This window comes from Dyadobacter sp. SG02 (assembly GCF_900109045.1).
In the GTDB taxonomy this organism is placed as follows: Bacteria; Bacteroidota; Bacteroidia; order Cytophagales; family Spirosomataceae; genus Dyadobacter.
In genome coordinates, this window is record NZ_FNYL01000001.1 from 879620 (window position 1) to 891890 (window position 12271).

The following is a 12271-nucleotide window of genomic DNA, read 5'->3' on the forward strand; positions in this document are numbered from 1 at the left end:
GCAAAAGGCAACCGACTCGTACAGTTGCCTTTTGTTCCATTTTAAGTTAACTTTACCTACCACACTATCTATAATGGAAAAAATCAGAGAACTGATTTTCTACAAACACTATTTCAAGACTTTCGTTGAAAGCCTGCCACTGGTTGCCCGAACTAAAATCGACCGTGTTCTTTTCTTGTTGACACATATTGAGCGCGTCCCGGAAAAATTTTTAAAGCATATCGAAGGACAGAAAGGCCTCTATGAATTGCGAATCAAAGCGGGAAGCAACATTTACAGGATATTTTGCTGCTTTGACAGAGGGAAAATCGTAATACTACTTAATGCGTTTCAAAAGAAAACACAAAAAACGCCACCGGCAGAAATTGCCACTGCAATAAAACTCATGAATGAATATTTCAATAATCGATAGCAATGGCTGAGAACAACGACATCACAACCGTCGAGGAATATTTTACCGAACGCTATGGCGAGCCTGGTAGCCCTTCGAGAATCGAATTTGAAATAAAAGCGAAAGCATTTCTGATAGGTGAAATGATCCGTGAAGAAAGAAGGCTTGCCAAAATAACCCAGGAGCAACTAGCTGACCGAATAGGAGCAAAAAAAAGCTTCATCTCAAGAATCGAAAATGGTCAGTCAGATATCCAGCTCTCCACACTTTATCGCCTTCTAGAACTCGGACTGGGAAAGAAACTGGAACTTGTAGTGACATAAACTTTCCTGAATCCGGCTGGCTCTACTAATTGTCAAACAGTATTCAATCCCCTATTACGACTTTAATACAAAAATCCGGCTCCAACGCAACACCGGACGCTGTTTCATTATGCAAAAATCCAAAATCATTATCCCGGCGCTGGCGGGCCTTGCCGCGCTGTTTACTCCTGTTTTACTATCCGCACAAATCATGGATTCGAAATCAATCGTCGCGCCCGGAGCGCAGGTAGAGAAGCTGGGCGATGGGTACAAATTCACCGAAGGGCCGGTTCCCGACAAGGACGGCAATGTGTTTTTCACCGATCAGCCCAACAACAAAATTATCCGCTGGGATGCCGAAACCGGCGCATTCAGTACGTTTTCCGACAAAGCAGGCCGTGCCAACGGCATGTATTTCGATAAAAAAGGGAATCTGGTAGCATGTTCGGATGAAGAAAATCAGGTCTGGTCATTCGATAAGAAAGGCAACCCGACGGTCCTCGTCAAAGACTACGAAGGCAAGCTGCTCAATGGCCCTAACGACCTCTGGATCGATCCAAAAGGCGGCATTTACCTCACCGATCCACTCTACAAACGCGATTACTGGAAACGCGATCCGGCTATGCAGCAGGATGGCCAGCACGTGTATTACCTTAGTCCCGACCGCAAAAAATTCATCCGCGTGGATGAAAAGCTGAAAAAACCCAACGGCATTATCGGCACCGCGGACGGCAAAAAGCTGTACGTAGCGGACATCGGCGATAGCAAAACGTATGTTTACGACATTCAAAAGGACGGCACATTGACTAACCGGCAACTATTCGCCTCCAAAGGCTCCGACGGGATGATCCTCGATGAAGAAGGCAATCTTTATATTACCGGCGACGGCGTGACGGTTTTCGATAAAACAGGCACTCAAATCGCGCATTTCCCCGTGCACAAGGGCTGGACGGCGAACGTATGTTTCGGTGGCAAAAACCGTGACATGCTTTTTATCACAGCCGAAACCACAGTGTACGGCTTAAAAATGAAGGTCAAAGGCGTCAGGTAGCCGGTGCGGCTTCTACGATGGCGGAGTTTCCCGGTTCCAGGGAAATTCCGCCATTCTTTTTGTACCCGGTGCAACGGTTTTGGTTTATATCTCGTCATGGTCAAATACAATTCCCCCATACTAGATTCTCACCCGACTCGTTACTCAAACTAACCCGCGATTTCGTCTATGCGTCTGACTTTTACGGCCTTTCTCTTTCTTTTCCACATTATTTCTTTTGCCCAAAACCGTGTTACGATCAGTGGTTTTGTGCGGGAAAAAGGGAGCCAGGAGTTGCTTCCCGGGGTGAATGTGTATATCGACAACACACCTCACGGCGCAGTGACGAATACCTACGGTTTTTACTCGCTCACATTGCCTGCGTCGGATTCCGCGACGGTTTCCTTCTCATTTGTAGGTTATGAAAAACAGCAGAAACGGGTGGCACTCCGGAAGAATACCGAACTGGACATCTTTCTTCCTGCCATTACGCAACTCGACGAAGTGGTCGTGTCCGCACGCAAGCAGGAGGATTATGTGAGCCGCACGGTGCAAATGAGCAAAGTAGAAATTCCCATCCAGCAATTGAAGAAAATACCCGCATTCTTTGGCGAAAAGGATGTATTGCGGGTATTGCAACTCATGCCGGGCGTGCAAAAAGGTACCGAAGGACAAACCGGCTTGTACGTGCGCGGTGGCGGGCCCGACCAGAATCTCATTATCCTCGACGACGCGGTGGTTTATAACGCCAACCATCTGTTCGGTTTCTTCTCGATCTTCAATTCCGATGCGCTCCGAAGCGTGGAGTTGACCAAAGGCGGATTTCCGGCGCGATACGGCGGCAGGTTGTCGTCGGTGCTGGAAATGAATATGAAGGAAGGCAGCAAGGAAAAACTGCATGGCGAGGGCGGAATAGGCCTTATTTCCTCGCGGTTAACGCTTGAAGGGCCTATTTCAAAGGGTAAATCCTCTTTCCTGATCTCTGGCCGGCGTACCTATATTGACTTTCTCGCGAAGCCGTTGATTGCCCGGGAGCAGCGGGGCGCAGATAGCCAGGTGAAGCCGGGTTATTATTTTTATGATCTGAATGCCAAGATGAACTACGACCTCGGGAGCAAGGACAAGCTATATATCAGCGGCTATTTCGGTCGCGACAAATTTCATGCTAATGAGAAAAGCAGCACATCCGAAACCCGCGCCGGCCTCGACTGGGGCAATGCAACGGCCACTGTGCGGTGGAATCATGTACTCAACCAGAAACTATTCGTCAATACCTCCTTCATTTTCAGCAATTTCAAATTCGGGGTTTCCAGTTATTCCAAAGAATTAAATAATGATGGTTCGCTGGACGACGAGTTCAGTCTCGACTACGATTCGCGCATCCGCGACCTGGGTGTGAAAACGGATTTTGATTTTTATCCTTCATCCAAACATGCCTTGAAGTTTGGAGGGCAGGCTACATTTCACAAATTTGTCCCTTCGGCGCTCGCCATCGCGGGGACATTTACAGATAACCCCATCGAGCGATCGGTAAAACCCGTTTATTCACTGGAAGCCGGGGTTTATATCGAAGATACCTGGCAGGCGCTGGATGCTCTGAAAGTAAATGCGGGGTTAAGGTTAAGTACTTTTCAGACGGAAGTTAAAACCTACGTTCGCCCCGAGCCGCGCATTTCAGCGGCTTTACGCCTCGCCGAAAACCTGTCGTTCAAGGCTTCGTATGCGCGCATGAACCAGTACGTGCATTTGCTTTCCAATACCGGCCTCGGCCTTCCTACCGATCTTTGGGTTCCTACTACGGCCAAGGTTGCACCCCAGCAGTCCGAACAAATAGCGGCTGGTTTTGCCAAAGATTTCGAGCGCCCGGCGCTCACGGTTACGCTCGAAGGTTATTATAAAAAGATGAACAACATCCTGAACTATAAAGAAGGGTCGTCGTTCCTGAGTATCAATGGCGAGAATGCGAACGAGCTGAGTTGGGAGGATAATGTGACCTCGGGCAAAGGTTGGTCGTACGGCGGTGAGTTTTTAATACAAAAGAAAACCGGGCGTTTCTCCGGCTGGATCGGTTATACATTGTCGTGGACCTATTGGAAATTTCCCGAGCTGAATTTCGGTAAAACATTTTTTCCACGCTACGACCGCCGCCACGACCTTTCGGTGGTAGGAATTTATGAACTAAGCAAAAGAATTACGCTCTCGGCGACCTGGGTCTACGGCACCGGCAATGCATTGACGCTCCCCGTGTCGAGCTACCGGGCAACGACGGACAACTTTGTAACACGCATTACTTCCGACGGCAAGCCTGCTATCAACTGGTTTGGCCCGAGAGTCAGCGAATATGGACAAAAAAACAGCTACCGTGCCGAGCCGTTCCACAGAATGGACATCGCCATTCAATTCCACAAAAAGAAAAAGCGGCATGAGCGTACCTGGGAGTTCGGTGTTTACAATGCGTACAACCGCCGAAATCCGTTCTTCTACAACATCGATGAAGAAATTGTCATACTCCCCAATGTAATGCCCGCCACGCCGGTACAGAAATACACGCTGAAACGCTACTCGCTGTTTCCGATACTGCCCTATTTCAGCTATAACTTTAAATTCTAAGAGCCGCCATGTTTATCAGAAATATCCTTTTCCTGTTCCTGACATTGCTTCTGGCGGCTTGTGAATCGCTTGTGACGGATGTTGATAACGGCGACCTCCCGCAAGTGGAATCGAAGCTGGTGGTGCAAAGCTTCATTTCCCCGCAATCTTCCCGCATTAATGTGGTCGTCTCAGAATCGATACCGCTTTTTGCCGAGCCCGATTTGAAAGGCGGCGTCATCCCGAATGCGATTGTCAGGCTATCCGACGGAGCCCGCGAAGCCGTGATCCCGTTCGACACCGCGAACCAGCTCTACTCCGCCGATAAAGCGGTACTCCCCATTTTACCCGGCAAAACCTATTTCCTTTCCGTAACCGATGGCGTACGGTCGGTAAGCGCAACCTGCACGGTTCCCGCGAGTGCCATAGTGCCGGAAAGCTATAAAATCGACACGTCCTATTCCGGCCAGGACACTTCACTGACGGTAAAGTTCAACTGGAAAGACATCGCGGGACAAACCAACTACTACCGCGTCCGTGCGTCGCTCGATTTGGAGTACAGTTTACCGGAAGAAATTTCCGGTACCGGCCAATTCACGGAAAAAAGGGTGCGAAACCGTTTTAATTTCAACTGGGACGACACCATCGGCCGGAACGATTTCCGCAATGACGTGAACCTGGACGGTAGCGAGTTCAACTCGCCTATCGGCCGGGTGAAGCTTCCCCATCCGCTGAGTTACAGCACCAGCAACGGCACGGTATATACTTCCTACCCCAAAAGCAAGATCGTATCCATCACCATGGAAGTGTTCAATACCGATGAGCATTACTTTAAATACCATCGCTCGGTGCAAACGCGGGGCGATTCGGATAACCCGTTTGTCGAGCCCTCGCTGATCTACACCAATATCGAGGGCGGCCTGGGGTGTTTCGGGTCCTATAACTCCGGGCAATTCATTTATCGTCCCAAATAATCCGGTTTATTTCCAATTCCCGTTCTACAACATCTGGCAAACTGAGGTCAAAGTACCTCAAAATGTATATCGCCGGATAAGCATTTTGCGGCGAAAAACGGCTGGTCAGCAAGGCATACTTTTTTCCCGGATGATGATCTAAATCGCTATCAGTTGTTCATTCAATCAGATCATCCATCTTAAAGATAAACACCATGGACTTGCAAGGAACAGACCAGGATAAGGTTAAGAAACCGCATCCTTCCAACAAAAACATGAGCGAGCCCGATACGCTCATCGAAACGCTTGAAGATTTGCAGGAGCAAGGCTATACTTACGATTTTAACCTCACGGCCCATGCCCTGGAAATACATAAAGACGACGGCATTTGCCTGACGTTGTCGCCCGAGGACTTCGATATTGTGCAGGTGTACCGCTTCGAAGGGATGACCAACCCCTCGGATATGTCGATTTTATACGCAATCGAATCGAAAGACGGGTTGAAAGGGACACTGGTGAGCAGCTACGGCGTGTATGCCGACGCGATGTCCAATGAAATGATCAAAAAACTGGACACACGCAGTTCGCTGATCGTCCATCATCCCGAAGACGACGATATGGCACATTAATTTGCCGGAAATTGATTAACCTTACGATAAATGTTGCTTTTACCTCCGGTGAAGCAACATTTTTTTCATCAAAGCTCTGAACCATGGAAATGATCGAACTGACCGAAGAAATCATCGAATCAGCCGAGCAACGGTCTGCCGGCCAACCCTACCCGCAACTTGTTAAGAACCTGAAAGCCATTGGGGTCGACAATTATGAAGTGAAGGTAAAAAACCGGAAGCGTACTTATACGTCCGTTAATGGCGACAAACTTATCGTACCGGGTGACCTGCCCGAATTCGAATGCGCAGAGGCATTTGAGCTTGAAGAGGTGAAAGCGGCCATCAAACGTACACAGGAAGGCCTCACCGACTACCCCACTTTCCTGCGCGAGATCGGTGCCGCGGGCATACACACGTACGTTGCCGATCTCACGGGCATGAAAGTGATTTACCAGGGCCCCAACTCTGAGTACGAATACGAGGAAATGATCCCGGAGGCCTAGAACGTTTGGAGCCTGCCACGCATGGTTTCGAGCAGGTCGTCGGTAAAATCAAGATGTGTTACAAATCTCACCAGCCCCTTGCCGAACGTCACGGCCAGAATGCCGGCTTCGGCAAGGCGGCTTACATAGTCTTTTTCGGAAATACCTTCATCCAGCCGGATAATCACGATATTAGTATCCACCGGAAAGACCTCCGCCACCTCTGCCCTTGCCGCAAATAGCTCCCCTATTGTCCGTGCGCGGCTGTGATCCTCTTTCAGCCGGTCGATGTGGTGATCGAGCGCGTAAATGCCCGCCGCCGCCAGGAAACCAGCCTGCCGCCAGCCGCCACCCATTACCTTTCGGAAACGGCGCGCTTCGCGGATCATTTCGCGGGTACCAAGCAGCAACGAGCCCACAGGGCAGCCAAGGCCTTTGGAAAGACAAATGCTGATGCTGTCGAACACCTGTCCATATTGCTCAGGCGTTTCACCCGTTTCGACCAATGCATTGAAAAGCCGGGCGCCGTCGAGGTGCAGGGGGATATTGCGTTCCCGGCAAACGTCGCGGATCGCTTCTATTTCTTTAAAATCGTAATAGCAACCGCCTCCCTTGTTCATCGTATTTTCGAGAGAAACAAGCCGGGTAACGGTCGAATGGACGTCGTTCTCAGGGCTGATGGCTTCGCTTACCTGCTGTGCTGTGAGCCTTCCGCGGTCTCCGTCGAGCAATTTTACGGACGAAAACGAATTGAGCATAATGCCCCCGCCTTCGTACAGGTAAATGTGCGAATGCTTGTCGCAGATTACGTCGCTTCCCGGGCGGGTGTGTGCGCGGATCGCCAGCTGGTTCGTCATGGTACCGGAAGGGCAAAAGAGCGCATCTTCCATTCCAAAAAGCCTGGCGGCCTTTTCCTGCAATGCATTCACGGTGGGGTCGTCGCCAAAAACGTCGTCCCCCACTTCCGCACTCCACATCGCTTCCTGCATTCCCCGGGTGGGCCTGGTAATGGTGTCGCTGCGGAGATCTATCTTCATTTCAAAAACATTCATCGGGTATTCGTTGCAATTTCGGGCCAAATTAATGCTTAAAGCTGATTTCCGGGCAGGCATTGCTTACTTTAAACGGGTATATTGCAGGCAAAATCAAGTAATATGGAATTCGAAGAATACCTTAAATCCAAAAAAATAGACGTGGGTGCCTTCAAAAAAGGCGATACGCTACGCTACCAGGAATGGAGCGGCCTTTTTGAAACCATGCATCCCGAAAGTTTTACAGCCCATAAGAAATTCCTGATCAACGAGATACGCCGGCGCTATCTTCTCAAAGAGGATTAACCCCGCATTTCCTCCATCAATTTCATCAATATCCCGACCGTCTTCTCGGTCTGCTCCTTGCTCGGAGTTGTGTCCCAGTTGCCTACGATGCCGTTGCTACCAATGTAAATGCCATCTTTACGGGCGATGAAGTTGGCTCCCTGCGTGTATAATTTGTAATTGATATCTCCCTGAGGAATCAGACACGAAAGCTGCCCGGAAACCGGTGTCAGTTCCTGGTCGTTGAAAACCGGCTTCGCGCCCAGCCCCATACAATTCACGACCACCTTTTCGGGTAATGCGTCGATATCTTCCAGTTTTTTGATCTCGTGTATTTTCACCTTCCCGCCGAACATCGTAAAATCCTGCAACTGGTGCCGCAGGTATGTCGGGATATTGAACATGATATTGGTCCGGCGCGTCACATATTCGGCTTTAAACGGATGTTCTTTCTTATCCAATCGCACGCGCTCCGGTAGCAGGCCTTCTATTTCAAAATCCTCCCCGCCGGCACCGGGCGAGTACACCGGCACCTGCTTGAAAACGCTGTATTCTTCCGCCCAGGTGGCGATATCATTCATACCCAACAGAAACTGAAACCGGCGGAACGAGAACCGTGTCGCGTCTTCCCATATAGCCTGAAATTCTGGTTTGGCGATCTTTTTATCACAAACCCGCGACGCCGGCGACCAAGTACCGGTGGCCAGATTGCTCGTCACATTCGGCGGTACGTCTTTCGTGTAAATGGTCACCTCGCAGCCGCTTTCCTGCAACAGCCGCGATGTGGCAATGCCTACCGTTCCGCAGCCCAATACCGCTATTTTTTTCTCGCCGGTCGCCAGTACGTTTTTGCGGGCAATATTTCCGGTACCCCACGACAGCGACCAGCCGCTGCCGCCATGGCCATAGTTGTGGACGATCGTCTTGCTGCCGAGCTGCTCCACATCCAGTCGCGGGCCTGAGGCGCGGAATGGCCGTAAACCGACCGTTTCCTTCACAATGCGGTCCATCGAAAGGCGTAGTTTGGGAATCTGGTGGTAACCCCGGCTGATGTGGAAATGCTTGTCGGGATACCTCAACTCGGTCCTCGGCGCACACGACGACGCAACGGCGCCTAATGCAAAACTGGCCGGAATGGCTTTTTCAAAGAAATTTCTGCGGTTCATTGGGTTGGGAGTGAATAGTAATGGAATTGTGGAATTTAGGCACCAACCGCTATGAATGCAAATTTTATATGGTAGTATTAAAAAATATCAAAACATTCTTTCCTGAAATACAATTTTTACCAACCGGCAATACCTATCAGTTTTTCGAAAGTGAAAATGGCATATCTGCCTTCTGCGTACCCCATTGCTTGTTGGGCTTGTCCCCCATTTGCAGTACCAACGAGCCGCCTTTCAGAAGCTCGCCGTGCGTAATGTAAGTACGGGTGAATGGCTTACCATTGAGCGTCGCCGACTGAATATAACGCGCATTGTCGGAAACGCCCCTGGCCTTCACGGTGAACTTGCGGTTCTTGCCCGTTTCAATGGAAATTTCCTCAAAAACAGGGCTGCCGAGTACATATTGGTCGGTACCCGGCGCCACGGGATAAAAGCCCATCATACTGAATGCCAGCCAGGCCGACATCTGTCCGCCGTCCTCGTTGCCACTCAACCCGCCCACGCTGGTATCATATTCGCTGCGGATGATCGTCCGCGTCCATTGTTGCGTTTTCCACGGCTGCCCGGCGAATGCGTACAGATAAGCAATCTGGTGATTGGGCTCATTTCCATGCCAGTAATACCCCTGATCGAACAATGTATCGAGCTTGGCACTGAAACCGGCCTTTCCTCCCATGATCTTTTGCAATCCGGCAACGTCCTGCGGTACAAACCAGGTATACTGCGCCGGTGAGCCTTCGGTGATGAAGCTGGTACGTTTCGCAAACGGATCGAAATGGCCGATCCAGCGGCCGTCTGCGTATCGTCCCCGTGCGTAACCTGTCGACGGGTCGATCACATTCCGGTAATTGAGCGCGCGGCTGCGCAGCTGGTCGGCATCTTCCTTCTTCCCTAAGTTATCCGCCAGCGTCGAAAGGCAAAAGTCATCATACGCGTATTCGAGCGTGCGCGATACCTGCTCGCGCTTGTGAAACGCCTGCCACACGCTGTCTTCCAGGGGCACATAGCCATACTGCAAATAGGATTTCAAAGCACGGCGCCCCTGTCCGGCTTCATAGCTTTTAGTATTGGTATTTACTTCGAATGCATTTTTACGAAGGAAATTATAGGCTGAATTCACATCAAAATTCCGGACATTCTTGGCGTAAGCATCCGCGATCACCGACAATGCGTGATCACCCACCATAGCGGCCGTGTAATGGTTCCAGCAGGGGAAAATCGGCATCCAGCCGCCCTGCTCGGCCTTTTTCACCAGTGATTGCATCATATCGCCCGCCCGTTTGGGTTCAAGTATGATGCCCAATGGCATGGCTGCGCGGAAGCTGTCCCACATGCTGAAATCGCAATAGTAATCGAAACCTTCTGCCTTTTGCATGGGGGTACCTCCTGCGAATGACGGATAGCTGCCGTCCACATCCGAGAAGAGCCTGGGCGAAAGTTTAGTCCGGTATAATGCGCTGTAAAAAAGTGCTTTGTCTTGCTCATCGCCGGCAACTTCTACCTTACCCAATGCTTCGTTCCAGGCATCGCGCGACAGTTTCCGTGCCGCCTCGAACGTCTTGCTGCCTAATTCTTTTTCAAGATTCGCCCTGGCGCCTTCGATGCTCGTGAAAGATGTGCCGATGCGCGCGGTAATCACCTGTTTTTCATCCCCAAACCCCACATATGCTCCGAGCTTTTCCCGGTTTCCTTTACCGGTCAGTATCCGGCCCATAGGCGTAATGGTATCGCCCAGCCACACGCCCGACTGCATGAATTTCTTATCAAACTTAATCACAAAATACCCGCTGATACCTGCCGGCTGCCCGGAACCCTGGTAAATGCGGTGGACCGGATTATAACCCACAATCTCGCCACGCTCACGCAATACTTCCACGAAACCCTCGCCTTCATCGCTGTTGGGTTCGATAATGATGAATGATTCCTCGCCACTGTCGAATCTGAACCGCATCATAGCCGTCCGTGCAAGGGCCGTTACCTCGGCATTGATCTGATGATCCTGCAACCACACACTGTAATGATCCGGCGTGCTCAGCTCTTTTTCATGACTGAATGTACTGGCCCTTTTCTCAGGATTGGTGATAAGCTCGCCGGAAAGCGGCATCACCGTCACCGAGCCGTAATCCTGCACGCAGGAGCCATTCAGCCAATGCGTACCGCGGAAGCCCTGGAACTTGTTGTCATTATAGTAAAATGGCGCAATGCATTTGGTTTCGGTGGCGCGCGTTTGCGGCGTCCATTGCGTCATGCCATTAGGGACGCCGACCGCGGGGATAGTTTGCCCTTTCAGCTCGCTGCCCGCCTCGCTGTGCGCTTTGGCACTTTCCGTCGCCGATGGCGCGGAACCGATCATCGTCGCCACATAGTCGACAGGTGTTTTTTGTGCATAGGATTGATTATCAACAAAAAACGTCGACAATAACAGGAAACTGACAGAGAGGAACGGTACGCGCATGGTTAGGCTTGTTATAAATTCAGGTCGGAAGATCGAAAAAATAATGGTATGTTAGGTCGATAGAATGTTGATATTCCACTGAAAAGGACGATTTAAATCCAAAAAACCCTATGAAAATCCATATCATCGACACCGGTTTTTTCAAGCTCGATGGCGGGGCCATGTTCGGCGTGGTGCCGAAAACACTCTGGAACAAACAAAACCCGGCCGACGAGAAAAACCTCTGCTCCTGGGCTATGCGATGCCTGCTGATCGAGGATGGTGAAAAACTGATATTGGTCGATACGGGCATGGGGAACAAACAGGACGATAAATTCTTTGGTCATTACGACCTCCACGGCGAAGCCACATTGCATTCATCCATTGCCGAAAAGGGTTTCAGCCCCGCGGACATTACCGACGTATTTCTCACGCACCTGCATTTCGATCACGTCGGCGGTGCCGCGCAATTCAGCCGCGACGGTTCCCGCCTCGAACCGACATTCGCGAATGCTACCTATTGGTCGAACGAAGCGCATTGGCAATGGGCTACCCATCCCAACCCACGCGAAAGGGCTTCTTTTTTAAAGGAAAATATCCTTCCCTTGCAGGAATCGGGGCAACTGCGGTTCATCGAAAACGGCCAATCGCCATTTGAAGGCATCAGCCTCCTCCACGTTGACGGCCATACCGAGCAAATGATGCTGCCCGTGATCCGATACAAAAGCCAGAAGATTATCTACTGCGCCGACCTTTTTCCTTCGTCGTACCACATCCCGATCCCGTGGATCATGAGCTACGACATGCGTCCATTGCAAACGATGGAAGAAAAACAAAGCGTCTTGCGCCAGGCGGTCGATGAGCAATGCATATTGCTTTTCGAGCATGATCCTGTGTATGAGGCTGCATTGGTGGAGAATACTGAGAAGGGAATCCGGGTTAGGGAGAAGGGGATGTTGCGGGATTTCCTGGTTGAGTAAATGCAGCTATTTCTATATAT

12 protein-coding genes are annotated in these 12271 nt (G+C 50.5%); 9 read left to right on the top strand and 3 right to left on the bottom strand.

The genetic code is table 11. The annotated features are described in order from the left end of the window. Window positions 1–73 precede the first annotated feature (73 nt). From BMW93_RS03670 to BMW93_RS03700, 7 genes are all read left to right on the top strand, one after another. Complete coding sequence (locus BMW93_RS03670; protein WP_090373806.1) at window positions 74–412, top strand: type II toxin-antitoxin system RelE/ParE family toxin; 339 nt, start codon at window positions 74–76, stop codon at window positions 410–412. A 2-nt stretch (window positions 413–414) separates the two neighbouring features. Beyond that, a complete protein-coding gene (locus BMW93_RS03675) occupies window positions 415–714 on the top strand; it encodes a helix-turn-helix domain-containing protein (protein WP_090373807.1) in 300 nt (99 codons plus the stop codon). Window positions 715–823: 109 nt separating this feature from the next. Beyond that, entirely contained in the window at window positions 824–1744 is a 921-nt protein-coding gene (locus BMW93_RS03680) for an SMP-30/gluconolactonase/LRE family protein (RefSeq protein WP_090373808.1), read from the top strand. 168 nt (window positions 1745–1912) lie between these two features. Next, the gene (locus BMW93_RS03685; RefSeq protein ID WP_090373809.1) at window positions 1913–4333 is read left to right on the top strand and encodes a TonB-dependent receptor; all 2421 of its coding nucleotides are present in this window, start codon (window positions 1913–1915) and stop codon (window positions 4331–4333) included. 8 nt (window positions 4334–4341) lie between these two features. After that, window positions 4342–5286, top strand: a complete 945-nt coding sequence (locus BMW93_RS03690; RefSeq protein ID WP_090373810.1) for a DUF4249 domain-containing protein — start codon at window positions 4342–4344, stop codon at window positions 5284–5286. A gap of 194 nt (window positions 5287–5480) precedes the next feature. Beyond that, entirely contained in the window at window positions 5481–5894 is a 414-nt protein-coding gene (locus tag BMW93_RS03695; protein ID WP_090373811.1) for a hypothetical protein, read from the top strand. Between the two features lie 83 nt (window positions 5895–5977). Beyond that, entirely contained in the window at window positions 5978–6379 is a 402-nt protein-coding gene (locus BMW93_RS03700; protein WP_090373812.1) for a DUF1398 domain-containing protein, read from the top strand. On the opposite strand, the gene BMW93_RS03705 is transcribed toward BMW93_RS03700, so the two are convergent. Next, complete coding sequence (locus tag BMW93_RS03705) at window positions 6376–7395, bottom strand: low specificity L-threonine aldolase (protein WP_090373891.1); 1020 nt, start codon at window positions 7393–7395, stop codon at window positions 6376–6378. The two genes, BMW93_RS03700 and BMW93_RS03705, sit on opposite strands and share 4 nt — an antisense overlap. A gap of 117 nt (window positions 7396–7512) precedes the next feature. On the opposite strand from BMW93_RS03705, the gene BMW93_RS03710 reads away from it, so the two are divergent. Further along, the gene (locus BMW93_RS03710) at window positions 7513–7695 is read left to right on the top strand and encodes a hypothetical protein (protein ID WP_090373813.1); all 183 of its coding nucleotides are present in this window, start codon (window positions 7513–7515) and stop codon (window positions 7693–7695) included. Here BMW93_RS03710 and BMW93_RS03715 read toward each other — a convergent pair. Beyond that, entirely contained in the window at window positions 7692–8840 is a 1149-nt protein-coding gene (locus tag BMW93_RS03715; RefSeq protein WP_090373814.1) for an FAD-dependent oxidoreductase, read from the bottom strand. The two genes, BMW93_RS03710 and BMW93_RS03715, sit on opposite strands and share 4 nt — an antisense overlap. A 136-nt stretch (window positions 8841–8976) precedes the next feature. Continuing rightward, the gene (locus BMW93_RS03720) at window positions 8977–11292 is read right to left on the bottom strand and encodes a GH92 family glycosyl hydrolase (protein WP_090373815.1); all 2316 of its coding nucleotides are present in this window, start codon (window positions 11290–11292) and stop codon (window positions 8977–8979) included. 110 nt (window positions 11293–11402) lie between these two features. Here BMW93_RS03720 and BMW93_RS03725 point away from each other — a divergent pair, with 110 nt between their 5' ends. Then, window positions 11403–12251, top strand: a complete 849-nt coding sequence (locus BMW93_RS03725) for an MBL fold metallo-hydrolase (RefSeq protein ID WP_090373816.1) — start codon at window positions 11403–11405, stop codon at window positions 12249–12251. Window positions 12252–12271: the final 20 nt, after the last annotated feature.

Coding starts and splice junctions, on each gene's coding strand:
- BMW93_RS03670 (WP_090373806.1), top strand. CDS start 74: ATGGAAAAAATCAGAGAACTGATTTTCTACAAACACTATTTCAAGACT.
- BMW93_RS03675 (WP_090373807.1), top strand. CDS start 415: ATGGCTGAGAACAACGACATCACAACCGTCGAGGAATATTTTACCGAA.
- BMW93_RS03680 (WP_090373808.1), top strand. CDS start 824: ATGCAAAAATCCAAAATCATTATCCCGGCGCTGGCGGGCCTTGCCGCG.
- BMW93_RS03685 (WP_090373809.1), top strand. CDS start 1,913: ATGCGTCTGACTTTTACGGCCTTTCTCTTTCTTTTCCACATTATTTCT.
- BMW93_RS03690 (WP_090373810.1), top strand. CDS start 4,342: ATGTTTATCAGAAATATCCTTTTCCTGTTCCTGACATTGCTTCTGGCG.
- BMW93_RS03695 (WP_090373811.1), top strand. CDS start 5,481: ATGGACTTGCAAGGAACAGACCAGGATAAGGTTAAGAAACCGCATCCT.
- BMW93_RS03700 (WP_090373812.1), top strand. CDS start 5,978: ATGGAAATGATCGAACTGACCGAAGAAATCATCGAATCAGCCGAGCAA.
- BMW93_RS03705 (WP_090373891.1), bottom strand. CDS start 7,395: ATGAAGATAGATCTCCGCAGCGACACCATTACCAGGCCCACCCGGGGA.
- BMW93_RS03710 (WP_090373813.1), top strand. CDS start 7,513: ATGGAATTCGAAGAATACCTTAAATCCAAAAAAATAGACGTGGGTGCC.
- BMW93_RS03715 (WP_090373814.1), bottom strand. CDS start 8,840: ATGAACCGCAGAAATTTCTTTGAAAAAGCCATTCCGGCCAGTTTTGCA.
- BMW93_RS03720 (WP_090373815.1), bottom strand. CDS start 11,292: ATGCGCGTACCGTTCCTCTCTGTCAGTTTCCTGTTATTGTCGACGTTT.
- BMW93_RS03725 (WP_090373816.1), top strand. CDS start 11,403: ATGAAAATCCATATCATCGACACCGGTTTTTTCAAGCTCGATGGCGGG.